We start from the raw sequence: 17,193 nt of genomic DNA on the forward strand, positions 1-17,193 counted from the left end.
TCCGCGACGTCAGCGCACCGCGGCGGCCGCCGGTGGCGCCGCGCGCGGCGCCAGGCCGGGGACCAGGGTGCTGCCGCGGCGGACCATCGCCGCCTGCAGCGCGAACACCGCGATCACGCAGGCGGCGATCACGAAACCGGTCCGGAAGGTGTCGTGCGGGGCCAGCACGCCGATCGCGCCGCCCAGCACCCAGGCCAGCTGCAGCACCGTCTCGGACCGGCCGAACGCGGACGCCCTGGCGTGCTCGGGCAGGTCGCGCTGGATCACCGCGTCCAGGCAGACCTTCGCCAGCGCGCTCGCCGTGGACGCGATCAGCGCCACCACCACCGCCGCCGGGACCCCGGGCACCAGCGCCGCGCCGGCCGCGGCCAGCACGGCCGCACCGGCCGCGGCGAGCACCACCGGCTCGACCCGGCCGAACCGGCTGCGCGCACCGACCGCGTTGCCGAGGAACAGGCCGGCGCCCGCGGCCGTGCCGACCACGCCGATCACGATCACCTGCCGGGCCGGGTCGCCGCCGGCCTGCTCGGTGCCCGCCTTGACGACGAACGCGACGAACAGCGTCAGGAAGCCGGTCAGCACCCGGACCGCGCCGGTGCCCCACAGCGCCACCAGCACCGAGCGGGTCGCCGGCACCCTGGCGCGCCGGGTCCCGGGCCGGGCGGCCGGCACCGCTGCCGGGACCTCGCCCGCGGTCGACTCCACCCAGCGCGGGATGCGCAGGCACAGCACCGCGCCGGCGACGCCGAGCGCTGCCGTCCACCACAGTGCGCCCGGCGAGCCGAACGCCCAGGCGGCGCCGGCGGCCACCGCGCCGGCGACGCCGCCCGCGGCCATCCCGAACGTGGTGAGCCGGGAGTTCGTGGTGGCCAGGGTGATCGTCGACGGCAGCACCCGCGGGGTCACCGCGGCCTTCAGCACCAGGAACGACTTGCTCAGCACCAGGATCCCGAGCGCCGCCGGGTACAGCACCCAGGTGTCCAGGTGGAACACCAGCGCCACGGCGAGCACCGCCCGCCCGGCGCAGGACACCGCCATCGCGATCCGCCTGCCCCGCTGCAGCCGGTCCAGCATCGGCCCGATCACCGGCGCGACCAGCGCGAACGGGGCGACCGTGATCGCCAGGTAGAGGGCGACGTTGGCGGTCGACTCGGCGGTCGCCGCCGCGAAGAACAGGGTGTTCGCCAGCGCCACGGCGACCGCCGCGTCGAGCGCGTAGGTGAACATCGTGGCGTAGGTCAGCGCGGTCAATCCGGAACCGTCGGCGCCGTCCGCGGTCGCGGCCCGGCGGAACAGGCCCACGGCGCGCCCGGTCAGCTCCCGGGTGCGGTGCACCGCGACCCGGGTGACGGTCAGCTTCCGCGGGCCGGTGCGGGCGTCGCCGGCCGGCCCGCGCAGCGACGGGTCCGAGGCGATCGGCGTGGTGCGCGGATCCGGCCGCGCGACCCGCCCGGTGCGCCCGCCGGAGCTGTCGGGACCCGCGGTGCGGTCGCGGCGGCGCCGGAACGGGTTCGGGGCCATGGCCCCATTGTGCGCCGCGGCACCGACGGTTTCGCCGTCCCCGGGCGGTCCCGGCGCGCCGTCACCCGGCCGGACGCACCGGGCTCAGGCCGGCGGCACCAGCCGCACCCGGAACGTCGCTGGCCACAGCTTCCCGGTGATCAGGTACTCGTCCCCGGCGACGTGCGCGATCCCGTTCAGCACGTCGGCGTCCCGGCCGCGGGCCCGGTCGAGCAGCCCGGAGGCGTCCACCACCAGGTCCACCGTGCCGGTGGCCGGGTCGATCCGGACGATCTCGTCGCTCTGCCACACGTTCGCCCACACCCGGTCGCCGACGCACTCCAGCTCGTTGAGCAGCTGCTGCGGCGAGCCGTCCCGGGTGACGGCGACCGAACCGGTCTCGGCGAGATCGTCCGGATCGTGGAAGCGCAGCCGGTCGGTGCCGTCGGAGCGGACGACGCGGCCGTCGTCGGCCAGGCACAGGCCCCAGCCCTCGCCGTCGACCGGGACCTCGCGGCGCAGCGCCAGGGTGTCCCGGTCCCACTCCAGGGCGACGCCGTCGCGCCAGGTGAGCTGCCAGATCGCGTCCCCGACCACGGTGATCCCCTCGCCGAAGTAGGCGGGCGGCAGCGGGGTGGCCGCGCGCAGCGCCCCGGTGTCCGGGTCCAGGGCCCGGATCTCGGACTCGCCGACCCGGCCGGTGCCCTCGTAGAGCACGCCGTCGTGCAGCTCCAGGCCCTGGGTGAACGCCGTCGGGTCGTGCGGGATCTCGGCCAGCACCTCCGGGCGGACCACCGGTGCGGATCCGGGTGCCGGTGCGGCGGCGCCGCACGCCGCGAGCACGAGGACGAGGGGGAGCAGCAGCGCAACGGGCACCGGCCCAGGATGCCCGGAGCCGGGTGGCACACTGGTGAGGTGACTGCTGGTGACGACACCTCCTACCCCGAGGGGGCCACGGTGCCGGAGGCGCCCGCACCGGGTGCAGCGCCGGGGGCGCCCGCACCGCTTGCAGAGCCGGGGGCGCCCGCACCGGGTGCAGCGCCGGGGGCGCCCGCACCGCTTGCAGAGCCGGGGGCGCCCGCACCGCTTGCAGCGCCGGAGGCGCGGGTCGCGCCGCCGGAGCTGTTCGACGCCGTCGAGGTCGCCCGGGCCGCCGCCGTCGAGGAGGCGGCCTACGAGCTGGGCCGCGCGGACGCCGTCGCCGCGGTGGGCCTGCACCTGGGCGCCGACGCCGAGGACGACGGCTCGGTGACGCACTCGTTCGTCGCGGAGCTGCCCGGCTACCGCGGCTGGCGTTGGGCCGTCACGGTCGCCAGTGCCGGGCCGCACGAGCCGGCGACGGTCTCGGAGTCGGTGCTGCTGCCCGGTGACACCGCCATCGTCGCGCCCAGCTGGGTGCCGTGGGACCAGCGGGTCCGGCCCGGCGATCTCAAGCCGGGCGACCTGCTGCCGCCGCCGGCCGACGACCCGCGGCTGGTGCCCGGCTACGTCGACAGCGGCGATCCGGCGTTCGAGGAGCTGGCCCACGAGGTCGGGCTCGGCCGGGAGCGGGTGCTGTCCGCGGACGGCCGCGCCGCGGCCGCCGAGCGCTGGCAGCACGGCGAGCGCGGCCCGGCCGCCGACCTGGCCAAGGCGGCGCCCGCGTCCTGCGGGACCTGCGGGTTCATGCTGCCGATCGCCGGTTCGCTGCGCGGGGTGTTCGGCGTGTGCGCCAACGGCTCGGCCCCGGCGGACGGGCAGGTCGTCGCGGTCGGTTTCGGCTGCGGCGCGCACTCGTCGGTGACCGAGCCGGCCGGGTCGCCGGTGTACGTCTCGGCCCTGGTCTACGACGACGGCGTGGACCTCGAACCGGTCGGTTCCCGCTGAGCGGACCTCCCGCCGACCCGTTCGGCACCGCGGCGCTGCGGGCCGGGGTGCTCGCGGCGTGGTCGTCGTCGCCGACCCGGTTCCGGGAGGACGTCAACGCCGAGGACGACCTGCGCCGCGGCGGGTACGCCCGGACCTGGGCCGCCGAGCTGCTGCAGAACGCCTCGGATGCGGCCGTCGCCGCCGGGGTGCCGGGCCGGGTGCTCGCCCGGGTGCACGACGGCGAGCTGCGGATCGCGAACACCGGCGCCCCGCTGGACGCCGCCGGGGTCGCCGCGCTGGCGGCGCTGCGCGCGTCGGCGAAGCGCGACGCCGCGGGCGCGACCGGCCGGTTCGGCGTCGGGTTCGCCGCGGTGTCCGCGATCTGCGCGCAGCCGCGGCTGGTCACCGCGGACGGCGGGATCGCGTTCTCCGCGGAGCGCACGGCCGCCGAGGTGGCGGCGCTGGGCGGTGCCGCGGCCGAGGAGCTGGCCCGCGATCCGCGGGTGCCGGTGCTGCGGCTGTGCTGGCCCACGGACGAGGAGCCGCCGCCGGTCGGTTACGCCACCGAGGTCCGGCTGCGGCCCGACGCCGCCGATCCGGCGACGCTGCTCGCCGAGCTCGCCGGGCTCGCGGCCGATCTGATGCTCGCGCTGCCCGCGCTGGGTGAGGTGGTCGCCGGGGACACCACGCTGATCCGCACCGAGCGCGGCGCCGGGCGGGTCCGGATCGGTGACCGCGAGCTGCTGCTCGCCGGTGATCCGGCGCGCTGGGCCCTCCCGTACGACGACGACGGCCGCCCGGTCCCGTACCCGCCGGACGCCGGCGAGGTGCTGCACGCCCCCACCCCCAGCGCGGAGCAGCTGTCGCTGCCGGCCCGGTTGCTCGCGCCGTTCCCGCTGGACCCGGACCGCCGCCGGATCCGCGCCGACGACCCGGCCACCGGCGAGCTCGTCGGGCAGGCCGCCCGGGCCTACGCCGAGCTCGTCGGTGCGGTCGGGCCGGAGTTCCGGACGGCCCTGGTGCCCGAGCCGGGCTTCCCGCGCTCCCCGCTGGACGGGCTGCTGCGCACCGCGATCGACGCCGAGCTCGGCTCCACGCCGTGGCTGCCCGCGGCGGCCGGTGGCGGGCCGCTTGCCCCGGACCGCGCCGAGTACCTCGATCTCGGCGGCGACACCCCGGCCGGCCTGCCGGAGCTGCTCGCCGCCGCCGGTCCGGCGTTCGACCGGCTGGTCGCCTCCGGCGTCGTCCCGCCACCCGGCCTGCACGTCGACCGGCTGGGCCCGGCGGGCCTGGCCGAGCGGCTGACCGGGATCGACACGGCGCCGGCCTGGTGGCGGGAGCTCTACGCGGCGCTCGCCCCGGCCGTCGACCGGATCCCCGGCCTCGCCGCGGAGCTGGGCGCGCTGCCGGTCCCGCTGGCCGACGGCCGCCTGGTGCCCGGCCCGGCGTCGGTGCTGCTGGCCGACGCCGCCACCCCGGAGCTGCCGGAGCTGCGGATCGCCCATCCCGATGCCGCGCACCCGCTGCTGCGCAGGCTCGGCGCCGCCGACGCCGACCGCGAGACGCTGCTGGCCGCGCCCGCGTTGCTCGACGCCGTGGAGCGCTCGGTCGACGACGCCGAGGCCGGCCTGGACACCGAGCCGCTGGCCCGGGCGGTGCTCGCGCTGCTGGACACGCCGTCCGCGGCGCGCGATCCGCGGTTCGGCGCGCTCGCCCTCACCGCCGACGACGGCGCCCCGGCCCGGGCCGACGAGCTGGTGCTCCCCGACGCGCCGCTGCGCGCGCTGCTCGACCCGGACGCCCCGGTCGGGATCCTGGACTCCCGCTGGCTGGACGCCGGCCGGGACGCGCTGGTCGCGGCCGGCGTGCTGGACCGGTTCGCGGTGGTCGACTTCGATCCCGCGGTGCTGCACGACGCCGACCGCTACGACGGCGGCGGCTACGAAGCCGACCGCTACGACGGCGGCGGCGCCGGCGGGGCCGGCGGGGCCGGCGGGGCCGTGGGCCCCGCCGTCCGGGATCTCGATCTCGTCGACGACGACGCCTGGCCGGCCGCACTGGCCCTGCTCGCCGCCGACCGGGACACCCGGGCCGCGATGCTCACCGGGTACACCGCGTGGTGGCTGTCCCGGCACGTGCGGATCGGCGGGCGGCTGCCGTCGACCTGGCGGCTGCCCTCGGCGTCCACGCTGGCCGGTCTCTACGATCCGCTCCCGCCGCTGGACGGTCTCGGCGGTCCCGCCGACGACGCCGTCCTCACCGCGATCGGCGTCCGGGCCGGGATCGTGATCGGCGGCGCCGACGAGGCGGTGGAGCTGCTGGACCGGCTCGCCGACCCGGCCCGCCCGGTCACCGGCGACGTCGCCGGGATCGCGCACACCGCGCTGGCCGCGGCGCTGCGTGCCGGTGTGTTCGAGCTCGACGATCTGGACCCGCCCGATCAGGTCCGGACGCTGACCGGCGCGGTCGTCCCGGCCGATCGCGCGGTCGTCGCGGACACGCCGTGGGTGCTGCCCGCGCTCGGCGACGTCCCGGCCGTCCCCGGCGGCGACGACCCGGACGCGCTCGCCGAGCTGCTCGACCTGCCGGTCGCCTCGGCCCGGGTGACCGGCACCGTCCGCGGCGCGGGCGAGCCGCTCGGCTGGACCGCGGACGCCGAGATCGTGCTGGCCTGCCGGGCGATCGGCGCCGACCCGCCGGACGGGGAGCTGCGGCGGCACGACCGGCTGGTCGTCGATCTGGACGGCGGCGGTGCGGTCACCGTCCCGGCCTGGCCGGGGCCGGACGGCGGGTGGCACGCGTCGGACCCGCTGCGGGCGCTGGTGGCCGCGCTCGCCGAGCGGCGGCGTGTCAGGATGATGCCGTGACGTCAGAGCTTCCGCGCCGGGTCGCGGTGCTCTCGGTACACACCTCCCCGACCGAGCAGCCCGGCACCGGCGACGCAGGCGGCATGAACGTCTACGTCGCGCAGACCGCGATCCGGATGGCCCGGCGCGGGGTCGAGGTGGAGATCTTCACCCGCGCGACGTCGTCGGAGCAGCCGCCGACGGTCGAGCTCGCCCCGGGTGCGACCGTCCGGTTCGTCGCCGCGGGCCCGTTCGAGGGGCTCGGCAAGGACGACCTGCCCGCCCAGCTGTGCGCGTTCACCGCGGGCGTGCTGCGGGCCGAGGCCCGGCACGATCCCGGCTGGTACGACGTCGTGCACTCGCACTACTGGCTGTCCGGCCAGGTCGGGTGGCTGGCCCGGGACCGGTGGGGGGTGCCGCTGGTGCACACCGCGCACACCCTCGCGAAGGTGAAGAACGCCGCGCTGGCCGCCGGGGACACCCCCGAGCCGCGGGTCCGGCTGATCGGCGAGGACCAGGTCGTCGCCGAGGCGGACCGGCTGGTCGCGAACACCGAGATCGAGGCCAAGCAGCTGATCGACCTCTACGACGCCGATCCGCGGCGCACCGTCACGATCCCGCCGGGTGTCGACACCGACCGGTTCCGGCCGGGTGACCGGGCCGCCGCCCGGGCCGCGCTGGACCTCCCGGCGGACGCCGTGGTGCTCGCGTTCGTCGGGCGGATCCAGCGGCTCAAGGCGCCGGACGTGCTGCTGCGGGCCGCCGCCGAGCTGCTCGCGCGGACCCCGTCGCTGCGGGACCGGCTGGTGGTGCTGGTCGCGGGCGGGCCGTCCGGGTCGGGGCTGGCCGAGCCGACGTCGCTGCAGGAGCTGGCCGCCGAGCTGGGCGTGACCGACGTCGTCCGGTTCCTGCCGCCGCGCGGCGGCGAGGAGCTGGTCACCGTCTACCGGGCCGCGGACGTGGTGGCGGTGCCCAGCTACAACGAGTCGTTCGGGCTGGTCGCGCTGGAGGCGCAGGCCTGCGGCACGCCGGTGGTCGCGACCCGGGTGGGCGGGCTGCCGGTGGCCGTCGCCGAGGGCCGGTCCGGGCTGCTGGTCAGCGGGCACGACATCTCCGACTGGGCGGACGCGCTCGGTGAGCTGGCCCTGGACCGGGCCCGCCGCGAGCGGATGGCGGACGTCGCGGCCGGGCACGCCCGCCGGTTCTCCTGGGACCGCACGACCGAGGCCCTGCTGGGCGCCTACGACGAGGCCCGCGCCGAGTTCCAGGTGCGGGAGGGGGGCAGGCGATGACCGATCTCGATCCGGTGGTGGCCGACGCGCTGTCCGGGATGGGCGTCGAGCACGTCCACCGCGGGCCCGGGCAGTGGCTGGTGACGCTGCCCGGCGAGGCCCGGCTGCAGACCCAGACCTGGCTGCTGGTGCGCGAGCAGACCGTCGGGGTGCAGGCGTTCGTCTGTCGTCGTCCTGACGAGAACGCCGAGGGCGTCTACCGGTTCATGCTGCTGCGCAACGCCCGGCTCTACGGCGTGCACTACTGCCTGGACCGGGCCGGCGACATCCACCTGGTCGGCAGGCTGCCGCTGCACGCGGTCACCGCCGAGGAGATCGACCGGGTGCTCGGCCAGGTGCTGCAGGCCGCCGACGGCGACTTCAACACCTTCCTGGAGCTGGGGTTCGCCTCCTCGATCCGGCGTGAGTACGCCTGGCGCAGCGAGCACGGCGAGTCGACCGCGAACCTGGCGGCGTTCGCGCACCTGATCGACGGATAGCCCCGAGGGGCCAGTACCGCCCCGACCGCTCAGTACGGCACCGGGTCGCGCAGCAGCGGGCAGGTCATGCAGTGCCCGCCGCCGCGGCCGCGGCCCAGCTCGGACCCGACGATGGTGTGCACGGTGACCCCGGCCCGGCGCAGGATCTCGTTGGTCTGGGTGTTGCGGTCGTAGGCGAACACCACGCCCGGCTCGACGGCGACCACGTTGTTGCCGGAGTCCCACTGCTGGCGCTCGCTGGCGTACACGTCGCCGCCGGTGGGCAGCACCCGCAGCTCGGGCAGGCCGAGCGCGTCGGCGACGACGTCGACGAACGGCTCCTTCTCCTCGGTCGCCTCCGGCCCGCGGTCGCCGGGGCGCAGCGAGAAGGTGCGGATGCCGTCGACGATGCCGCCGTAGGCGGTGGCGACGTCCCGGTCGGCGAAGGTGAACACGGTGTCCAGGTGCATCGCGGCGCGCAGCTTCGGCATCCCGGCGACCACCACCCGGGTGGCCGCGCCCGCGTCGAACAGTGCGGCGGCCAGCTGGGTGATCGCCTGCCGGGAGGTGCGCTCGCCCATCCCGACCAGGACGGCGCCGTTCCCGACCGGCATCACGTCGCCGCCCTCGATCGACGCGGCACCCCAGCCGAGCTCCGGATCGCCCCACCACACGCGGGCGCCGGTGAACTCCGGGTGGAACGTGTAGACGGCCTTCATCAGCAGCGTCTCGCCGTGCCGGGCCGGCCAGAACAGCGGGTTCAGGGTGACGCCGCCGTAGATCCAGCAGGTGGTGTCGCGGGTGTAGAGGGTGTTCGGCAGCGGCGGCATCAGGTACTCGGGCGGGCCGCCGGTGCCGCCGGCGAGCGCGATCCACGGCGAGCTGAGGTCGCCGGGCAGGTCCGTGGTGGACAGCCCGCCGATCAGGAACCCGGCCAGCTCGCGATCGGTCAGGCCGTCCAGGAACGCCCTGGTCTCGGCGAGCAGCCCGAGCCCGACCTGGTTCGGGACGATCTTGCGGTCGAGCAGCCAGGCCCGCGCGCCGGGCACGGCGAGGGTCTCGGCGAGCACGTCGTGCAGCTCCAGCACCTCGACGCCGAGCCCGCGCATGGCGGACACGAACGCGGCGTGGTCGCGCCGGGCGTTCTGCACCCACATGACGTCGTCGAACAGCAGCGCGTCGGAGTTGGACGGGGTGAGCCGCTCGTGCGCCCGGCCGGGCGAGCAGACCAGGACGCGCCGCAGCCGTCCCACCTCGGAGTGCACACCGAACCCGGACACCGGCATCAGCTCCTCGAACTCAGGTGCGGCAGGACCAGCACCGGCACCGGTGCGGCCCGGATCAGCCTGGACGCCCGCGAGCCGAGGAACACCCTGGCCAGCGGGCCGGAGTCCGACGATCCCACGACGAGCAGCTCGTCGGGGCGCCAGTCGACGGCGGCGACCGCCTCGTCCCAGCCGGTGCCGGTGCCGATCACACAGGGCACGCCGTCGTCGACGGTGCCGTCGGCGACCAGCCTGTGCTGCGCCTCGGCGGCCTGGTCGGCCCACGACTCGAGGATCGAGTCCTCGGCGTGCAGGCCGACCTCGGGCGGGTACATCGTGGCGTTGCGGACGCCGAAGCTCGCCACCCGCAGCGGGGTGCCGAGCCGGGCGGCGAGATCGGCGGCGGCGGCGACGGTGCGCACCGAGGAGTCGCTGTCGGAGAAGGCGACGGTGAGCCGGCCGAACGGCGCGTCACCGGGATCGGGGGAGTCTGGTGAGCCGCCGCCGCGCGGGGCCAGCGCGACGCCGACCGGCGCGGCGTGCAGCAGCTTCTGCGCGGTCGTGCCGAGCCCGATCCGGCCGTCCGGCCCGCCGGCCGCGGAACCGACGACGAGCACCGTCCCGCCGGCGTCCTGCACCACGTCCACCAGGGTGGAGGCGACGGACCGGCCGGGCACCGCGCGGTGGCCGACGGGCACGGTGGTCCCGGCGAGGTGCGCGCGGGCGGCGGCGGTCGCCTCCTCGCCGACCCGCCGGGCGTACTCGCCGAACTCGGCGTCCACCTTCGCCGGTGACGGCGTGGACCACTGCCGCGGCACGACCGTCACCACCAGCATCGGTTCGCCGCGGGCGCGGGCGAGGCGGAGCCCGAGATCGAGCGCCCCGGGCCCGCCGCGGTGCGGGAGGTACCCGACGACGACCGTCATGCGTTCTCCCGGGCCAGTGCCGAGTGCCGGCGTCCGTACAGGGCGTAGAGCAGCAGGAACAGCGCGACCCAGGCCGCGAACACCAGCCAGGTGATCCAGTGCAGGCTGATCAGGATGTAGCCGCAGACCAGCACCGACAGCACCGGGACCACCGGGTAGCCGGGCACGGTGAAGCCGCGCGGCAGGTCCGGCTCGCGGCGGCGCAGCACGATGACGCCGACCGAGACCACGATGAACGCGGTCAGGGTGCCGATCGAGACCAGGTCGACCAGATGGTCCAGCGGGACGAACGCGGCCAGCAGCGCGACCACCGCGCAGACGATGACGGTGTTCTGCACCGGCGTCCGGGTCCGCGGGCTGACCCGGGAGAACACCGGTGGCAGCATCCCGTCGCGGCCCATCGCGAACAGGATGCGGGTCTGCCCGTAGAGCACCACCAGGGTCACCGAGAAGATCGAGATGACCGCGCCGACGGCCAGCACGGTGCCCCACACGGTGGAGCCGGTGACGTTGTTCAGGATCTGCGACAGCCCGGCCTCGGACTGGCCCTCGAAGTCCTGCCAGGGCTGGGTGCCGACCGCGGAGACCGCGACCAGCACGTAGAACGTGATCACGACGGCGAGCGCGATCAGCAGCGCCCGCGGCATCGTGCGCTGCGGGTCGCGCACCTCGTCGCCCGCGGTGGACACCGCGTCCAGGCCGATGAAGGAGAAGAAGATGACCCCGGCGGCGGTCGCCACCCCGGCGGTGCCGAACGGTGCGAAGTCGGCGAAGTTGTCGGCGTCGAACGCGGTGAAGGCGATGACCACGAACATCGCCAGCACGGCCAGCTTGATCGCCACCATGATCGCGTTCAGCCGGGCGGACTCGCTGGCCCCGCGGATCAGCAGCACCATGCACAGCCCGACCAGGACGACGGCCGGCAGGTTGACCACGCCGGGATCGTCGTCCCAGGGGGCGGCCAGGATCGCCTGCGGCAGCTCGATGCCGGTGATGTTGACCAGGGCCTCGTTCAGGTAGCCGCTCCAGCCGACCGCGACGGCCGCCGCGGAGACGCCGTACTCCAGCAGCAGGCAGGCGGCGACGCCCATCGCCACCACCTCGCCGAGCGTGGCGTAGGCGTAGGAGTAGGTGCTGCCCGACACCGGGACGGCCGAGGCCATCTCGGCGTAGCAGAGCGCGGAGAGCCCGGCCGCGACCCCGGCGAGCACGAACGAGAGCACCACGGCGGGCCCGGCGTCCGGGACGGCGGAGGAGAGCACGAAGAAGATGCCGGTGCCGACGGTGGCGCCGATGCCGAACGCGGCGAGCTGGAAGGTGCCGATCGTGCGGCGCAGCTCGTCCGGCCCCGATCCGCTGCTCGGCGGCCGGATCGGCTTGCGGCGCAGCAGCTCCGCCCGGAGCGTGGACGGCTCGCGCGGTGTCGTCATGCGTGCCGCCTCGGGATCGGGGACCGTTGTGTCCTGACATGGTGGCCGACGCCGCGCGATTCGTCACCGGCCGCGCCGGGTCCCGCGGTGACTCGTGGGTAACTTTTTCCGACCGCGCGGCGGCGGGGACGGCCGGCAGTGCCTAGCATGTTGCGGAACACCGGGCGCGCCTCCCGCCGCCCGGCTTCCCGATGGACCTCGCGAAGGAGCGACGCCTTGTCGATGCGCAGCCCGTACCCGGACGTCGAGATCCCGGATGTCTCGCTGACCGAGTTCCTGTTCGCCGACGGATTCGGGGACCGGGCCGACGCGCCCGCGTTCCTCGACGGCACCACCGGCGACCAGCTGACCTTCACCGAGTTCCACGGCCTGGTCGAGAAGATCGCCGGCGGGCTGGCCGCCCGCGGGATCGGCAAGGGCGACGTGGTCGCGCTGTTCGCGCCGAACCTGCCCCAGTGGGCGGCCCTGTTCCACGGCATCCTGCGTGCGAACGGCATCGTGACCAGCGCGAACTCGATGTACACCGGCGGCGAGCTGGCGCACCAGCTCACGGACTCGGGTGCGACGACGCTGATCACGGTGTCGCCGTTCCTGGACCGGGCGCTGGCCGGGGCGAAGGAGGCGGGCCTGTCCGCCGACGCCGTGCTGACCATCGACAAGGTCGAGGGGCACGACTCGCTGGCCGATCTCGTCGCGTCCGGGGCGCCCGCCCCCGAGCTCACCACGACCGCGACCGACACCGCGGTGCTGCCCTACTCGTCCGGCACGACCGGCCTCGCCAAGGGCGTCGTCCTGACCCACCGCAACCTGGTCGCGAACCTGCTCCAGGTGCAGGTCATGGGCGAGGTGACCGACCAGACCAAGATCATGGCGTTCCTGCCGTTCTTCCACATCTACGGCATGACCGTGATGATGAACCAGGGCCTGCACGCCCGCGCCACGGTCGTCACGATGCCGAAGTTCGATCTCGAGCAGTTCCTGTCGATCACCCAGAAGTACTCGGTCGACCGGCTCTACATCGCCCCGCCGGTCGCGGTCGCGCTGGCGAAGCACCCGATCGTCGACTCCTTCGACCTGTCCTGCGTGAAGACGATCTTCTCCGGTGCGGCGCCGCTGGACGGCGAGCTCGGCCGCGCGGTCGCGAAGCGGCTCGGCTGCACGGTGCTGCAGGGCTACGGGATGACCGAGCTCTCGCCGGTCAGCCACTGCATGCCCGACGACCGCGGCGATCTCGATCTCAACTCGTCCGGCTTCGCGCTGCCCAACATCGAGTGCAAGCTGGTCGATCCGGAGTCCGGCCAGGAGGTCGGCGTCGGCGAGCGCGGCGAGCTGTGGGTGAAGGGCCCGAACGTGATGGTCGGGTACCTGAACAACTCCGACGCCACCGACGCCACCAAGGACGCCGACGGCTACCTGCACACCGGTGACATCGCCGTCGTCGACGACGAGGGCGTGTACTCGATCGTCGACCGGGTCAAGGAACTGATCAAGTACAAGGGCTACCAGGTGCCGCCCGCCGAGCTGGAGGCGCTGCTGCTGACCCACGACAAGATCGCCGACACCGCGGTGATCGGCGTCAAGGACGCCGAGGGCGAGGAGGTGCCGAAGGCGTTCGTGGTGAAGCAGGCGTCCGGCGCGGACCTCACCGAGGACGAGGTGATGGCCTTCGTCGCGGAGAAGGTCGCGCCGCACAAGAAGGTGCGGGTCGTCGAGTTCATCGAGCAGATCCCGAAGTCGGCCTCCGGGAAGATCCTGCGCAAGGACCTGCGGGCCCGGGAGAACGCCGCGGGCTGAGGTTCCGCCACGGCCGGGACGGCGTCGTGACCTGCAGCGATGCAGGGACGGCGCCGTCTCGTCGTCTGTGGGGGTGCGGGTCGTGCCGGGCGATCCGGGGGGTCCACGGAACGATCATGAACGTTCGTCTCCACTGTGGACGATGATCGGGTCGTGACCCGAGCAGCCCGGAGATCCGGTCGTGGTAGGTGTCCTGCTGGTCGGCGAGGCACTGGGCGTGGACCGGGAGCAGCACCGTGACCGGGTTGTCCGCGCGGGTGGCGACCTCGGTGGGTGGCACCCCGGCGGCCGGCCAGCTCGACAGCGCCGCGTGTCGGAGGTCGTAGGGCCGACGGGCCAGCGGTGAGGCCACGCTCCCACCGCTCTCGACGGCGACGCACAGCCCTCCGTCCGGGGCCGGCGGATACGCGTCGAGGTGTGCGCGCAGGATCCCGACGAGGGCCGGCGGGACCGGACGGACTTCCTCCGCGCTGCGCCGCTTCAACGGCCGGTCCTGGTACCGGGCGCCGGACCGGGCGTAGGACGACGCGCTGACCTCGGTCCGCGAGCCCGAGAGCAGCAGGCGACCCCACCCCTCGGGGTGGAAGATCGAGGTCGTTCGTCCGGAGGTTCTGCGCCTCGCCGGGCCGTGGACCCCCGTAGTACAGGCAGGCGGAGTACGCCGGCAGACGGGCTCCGCGGTCCCGGCGTCGACGACCGCCCACGTAGGTCACCGCAGCGAGGAGCTGCCGGGCCTGCGCCGGGTTGACCACCACGCGCGGATCGATCGGCCGATGACTCCGCACGATTCGAGCGGTCGACCCTCACATGACCACTGCACACAAGCCGGGCCACAGCCGCACGCTCGTGATCGCCGGACCGGTCTACGTCGACCCAGGTCAACAGCAAGCCTTCGTCGACGCCCACAAGGACCTCATCACTGCGGCCCGGGCCTTCCAGGGTTGTCTGGACATCGCCGTCACGCCCGACCCCGTCGATCCCGCCCGGGTCTATCTCTTCGAGCTGTGGGAGTCGGACGAGCGACTGCAGGAATGGCGGGCAATGGCGCCTGTGCCGGCCGACGTGCCCCCCATCGTCCGCGACGAGGTGCAGCTGCACCAGATCTCAGCGTCCGGGGCGCCGTTCTGAACCTGTGGGCTGCGCCCACACCCGACACCGCTCGGAGATCACCAGCAGACCAGGTGCGGGGGAAACCCCCGCCGGTGCAGCTCACGGACGATACGCGGACGCGGGCGGGTGGGTGCCTGCGCGAGCTGCCTCGTTCTCGCAGGTCAGGGCCATGAGTCGCACTCGGGCTGGAGATCCTGCGCGAGGACCTGCGGGCCCGGGAGAGAAGACCGCGGGCCGAGGTTCCGGCTGCGGGGCGGTCCCGGCTCTGCCCGGCAGCACGGGTCAGGGCCGATCCGGGAGCTGCTGGTCGGACCGCCTGAGCGACGACGGTCCCCAGGTCAGCGCCTCCAGAACAGGTGGTGGACGACCCCGCTCGGGCTGGGCACGACGTCGAGGTGGAAGCGGTCACGCAGCTCGTCGGGGGACTCCCAGAGCCGCGTCCCGGAGCCGAGTGTCACCGGCGCGACCGCGACGTGCAGCGTGTCGACCAGGTCCGCGTCGAGGAACTGGCGGACCACGGAGGCGCCGCCGCCGAGCCGGACGTCCTTGCCGCCCGCGGCCTGCCGTGCCCGGTCGAGGATCGCGGCCGGTTCGCCGCCCACGAAGTGGAACGTCGTGTCGCCGAGGGTGAACGAAGGACGGTCATGGTGGGTCAGCACGAACACCGGGGTGTGGAACGGCGGTTCGTCGCCCCACCAGCCGCGCCATTCCAGGTCCGGCCAGGGACCGCGCTGGGGCCCGAACTTGTTGCGTCCCATGATCTCGGCGCCGATGTTGTGGGTGAAGTCGCGGGTGAGGTGGTCGTCGATCCCGCGGCTCCCGCCCGGGTCGGTGCGGCCGGGCCAGCTCGCCGTGGCGAAGGCCCACGCGAACAGCTCGCCCGGGTCGGCGTGGCCGAACGGCCGTTCCAGGGTCTGGTCCGCGCCGGCGCCGAAGCCGTCGGACGAGACGGTGAAGTTCTGCACTCGCAGTAGCGGGGCCACACCATGGAGACCCGGCGGCGGTCGCGAACTCATCGCTCACCCGCCGCCGATGAGTTCGGGGCGTCCGCGGAGTCGTCACCGGTATGTCGGATGCGGGCAAGGTCGTGGTGAACCGGGCGATGTCACTGGACGGCTTCATCGCCGGACCGGGTGACGCGATGGAGCGGATCGTCGGCTACGGGACGCAGTTCTCGTTCCCCGAGGTCGAGCAGGCCACCGGCGCCATGCTGGTGGGCCGGCGCACCTACGAGGTGGGCCGGCGGATGTCCACCGGGGACGCCGCCGCCTACGACGGCGGTCCGGTGTTCGTCCTGACCCACCGCCCGCCGGACGAGCCGGACCGCACGGTCACGTTCCTGCACGGTGACCTCGCCGAGGCCGTCGACACGGCGGGCGCCGCCGCGGGCGGGAAGAGCCTGGAGATCCTCGGCGCCGACCTGGCCGCGCAGTGCCTGCAGCGCGGGCTGGTCGACGAGATCCTGGTGTACGTGCTGCCGCTGCTGCTCGGCGACGGCGTCCGCTTCTCGGCGCCGGGCCTCGATCCGGTCGAGCTGGAGCCGCTCGGCAGCTCGCGATCGGGCCCGGTGACCATGCTCCGCTACCGGGTACGGAGGTAGGTCGCGGCGGCGGAAGCGTCCGGCGGCCGTTCCGGCGGCGACGCTCTGGCGGCGTCGTCCGGCGGTGGGGCGGCGGTATCCGGCGGCCGGGCCGCGTCGTCCGGTGGCGGGGCGGCGGATGCCGATGAGCCGCACCCCTGGTGCGTCGGCGCACCGGGTGGAGCCGGTGCGGGGCCGGTCACGGGGTGCGGGGCCGTCCCCGGGACGGGCGGCCGTGGTGTCGCACCCCTGGCGCGTCGGCGCACCGGCTCCACCTGGTGCGAGGTCGGTGGTGGGGTGCGGGGCGGGTCGCGGGGTGCGGTGTGCCGGTCGGGCACGGGGGGCCGTGGGTGTCGCACCCCTGGCGCGTCGGCGCACCGGCTCCACCTGGTGCGAGGTCGGTGGTGGGGTGCGGGGCGAGTCCCGGGGTGCGGTGTGCCGGTGTTGGGCACGGGCGGCCGTGGTGTCGCACCCCTGGCGCGTCGGCGCACCGGCTCCACCTGGTGCGAGGTCGGTGGTGGGGTGCGGGGCGGGTCGCGGGGTGCGGCGTGCCGGTCGGGCACGGGTTGCCGCGGTGTCGCACCCTGGGCGCGTCGGCGCACCGGGTGGAGCCGGTGCGAGATCGGGTCCGGGGTGCGGGGCCGGCCCGGGGCGCGCCGCCGGACGGCGACCGCACCGCATCGCACCGCTCGCGGGCCCGAGGATCAGGCCGGGTCGCGCACCGCGGCCACGGCCTCGATCTCGACCAGCTGGTCGTCGTAGCCGAGCACGGTGACACCGAACAGGGTGCTCGGCGGGTCGTGCTCGCCGAACCGGTCCCGGACCGCCTCCCAGGCCGCGACGAGATCCGCCTGCCGGGACGAGGCGACCAGCACCCGGGTGCTGATCACGTCGTCGACGGCGGCGCCGGCGTTGGCGAGCGCGGTGCGCATCGTGTCGAAGGCGACCCGGGCCTGACCGGCGTAGTCACCGGCCGCGGCGGTGCTGCCGTCCGGGTTCAGCGGGCACGCTCCGGCGAGGAAGATCAGCCGCGCGTCGCTCGGGGCGGTCGCGGCGTAGGCGTACTCGGCGACGTCGGACAGGGTGGCGGAACGGATCAGGGTGACGGTCTTCGGCATCGGACCGGACGCTACCGGCGTCGTACC

At 75.1% G+C, this 17,193-nt stretch carries 14 protein-coding genes; 7 read left to right on the forward strand and 7 right to left on the reverse strand.

The annotated features are described in order from the left end of the window. Positions 1-9: 9 nt before the first annotated feature. Both ABD160_RS25600 and ABD160_RS25605 read right to left on the reverse strand, forming a co-directional pair. Positions 10-1,521, reverse strand: coding sequence for an MFS transporter (locus tag ABD160_RS25600; protein ID WP_344026897.1), 1,512 nt, complete (start codon positions 1,519-1,521; stop codon positions 10-12). Between the two features lie 84 nt (positions 1,522-1,605). Next, entirely contained in the window at positions 1,606-2,376 is a 771-nt protein-coding gene (locus ABD160_RS25605; RefSeq protein ID WP_344026899.1) for a glutaminyl-peptide cyclotransferase, read from the reverse strand. Positions 2,377-2,415: 39 nt separating this feature from the next. Between ABD160_RS25605 and ABD160_RS25610 the strand changes: the two genes are divergently transcribed. From ABD160_RS25610 to ABD160_RS25625, 4 genes are read left to right on the forward strand one after another with little or no spacing between them, the layout of a single operon-like run. Then, a complete protein-coding gene (locus ABD160_RS25610) occupies positions 2,416-3,366 on the forward strand; it encodes a DUF3027 domain-containing protein (protein WP_344026901.1) in 951 nt (316 codons plus the stop codon). A 47-nt stretch (positions 3,367-3,413) separates the two neighbouring features. After that, on the forward strand, positions 3,414-6,215 hold the full coding sequence (locus ABD160_RS25615; RefSeq protein ID WP_344026903.1) for a sacsin N-terminal ATP-binding-like domain-containing protein: 2,802 nt from the start codon (positions 3,414-3,416) through the stop codon (positions 6,213-6,215). Beyond that, entirely contained in the window at positions 6,212-7,486 is a 1,275-nt protein-coding gene (mshA, locus tag ABD160_RS25620; RefSeq protein WP_344026905.1) for a D-inositol-3-phosphate glycosyltransferase, read from the forward strand. Before ABD160_RS25615 ends, mshA begins: the two co-directional genes overlap by 4 nt. Further along, positions 7,483-7,965 (forward strand): type III secretion system chaperone family protein, encoded by a 483-nt coding sequence (locus ABD160_RS25625; RefSeq protein WP_344026907.1) that lies wholly within the window; start codon positions 7,483-7,485, stop codon positions 7,963-7,965. Before mshA ends, ABD160_RS25625 begins: the two co-directional genes overlap by 4 nt. A 29-nt stretch (positions 7,966-7,994) precedes the next feature. On the opposite strand, the gene ABD160_RS25630 is transcribed toward ABD160_RS25625, so the two are convergent. Genes ABD160_RS25630 through ABD160_RS25640 form a run of 3 tightly spaced genes read right to left on the reverse strand, consistent with a single transcriptional unit; the run spans position 7,995 to position 11,565 of the window. Then, positions 7,995-9,224, reverse strand: a complete 1,230-nt coding sequence (locus ABD160_RS25630; RefSeq protein ID WP_344026909.1) for an arginine deiminase — start codon at positions 9,222-9,224, stop codon at positions 7,995-7,997. A gap of 5 nt (positions 9,225-9,229) precedes the next feature. Continuing rightward, entirely contained in the window at positions 9,230-10,135 is a 906-nt protein-coding gene (locus ABD160_RS25635) for a universal stress protein (protein WP_344026911.1), read from the reverse strand. After that, positions 10,132-11,565 carry an amino acid permease gene (locus ABD160_RS25640; protein ID WP_344026913.1) on the reverse strand — a complete coding sequence of 478 codons (1,434 nt, stop codon included), beginning with the start codon at positions 11,563-11,565 and terminating at the stop codon, positions 10,132-10,134. The genes ABD160_RS25635 and ABD160_RS25640 overlap by 4 nt, the downstream gene beginning before the upstream one ends. 222 nt (positions 11,566-11,787) lie before the next feature. On the opposite strand from ABD160_RS25640, the gene ABD160_RS25645 reads away from it, so the two are divergent. Continuing rightward, positions 11,788-13,359 carry an AMP-binding protein gene (locus ABD160_RS25645; protein WP_344026915.1) on the forward strand — a complete coding sequence of 524 codons (1,572 nt, stop codon included), beginning with the start codon at positions 11,788-11,790 and terminating at the stop codon, positions 13,357-13,359. 807 nt (positions 13,360-14,166) lie between these two features. After that, positions 14,167-14,487 (forward strand): putative quinol monooxygenase, encoded by a 321-nt coding sequence (locus ABD160_RS25650; RefSeq protein ID WP_344026917.1) that lies wholly within the window; start codon positions 14,167-14,169, stop codon positions 14,485-14,487. Between the two features lie 320 nt (positions 14,488-14,807). On the opposite strand, the gene ABD160_RS25655 is transcribed toward ABD160_RS25650, so the two are convergent. Continuing rightward, positions 14,808-15,452: a dihydrofolate reductase family protein gene (locus ABD160_RS25655; RefSeq protein ID WP_344026919.1), complete on the reverse strand. Its 645-nt coding sequence runs from the start codon at positions 15,450-15,452 to the stop codon at positions 14,808-14,810. Between the two features lie 83 nt (positions 15,453-15,535). Between ABD160_RS25655 and ABD160_RS25660 the strand changes: the two genes are divergently transcribed. Beyond that, positions 15,536-16,069: a dihydrofolate reductase family protein gene (locus ABD160_RS25660; protein ID WP_344026921.1), complete on the forward strand. Its 534-nt coding sequence runs from the start codon at positions 15,536-15,538 to the stop codon at positions 16,067-16,069. 683 nt (positions 16,070-16,752) lie between these two features. Here ABD160_RS25660 and ABD160_RS25665 read toward each other — a convergent pair. Then, positions 16,753-17,166, reverse strand: coding sequence for a RidA family protein (locus tag ABD160_RS25665; protein WP_344026923.1), 414 nt, complete (start codon positions 17,164-17,166; stop codon positions 16,753-16,755). Positions 17,167-17,193: the final 27 nt, after the last annotated feature.

It is taken from the genome of Pseudonocardia kongjuensis (assembly GCF_039526905.1).
GTDB classification, from domain to species: Bacteria; Actinomycetota; Actinomycetes; order Mycobacteriales; family Pseudonocardiaceae; genus Pseudonocardia; species Pseudonocardia kongjuensis.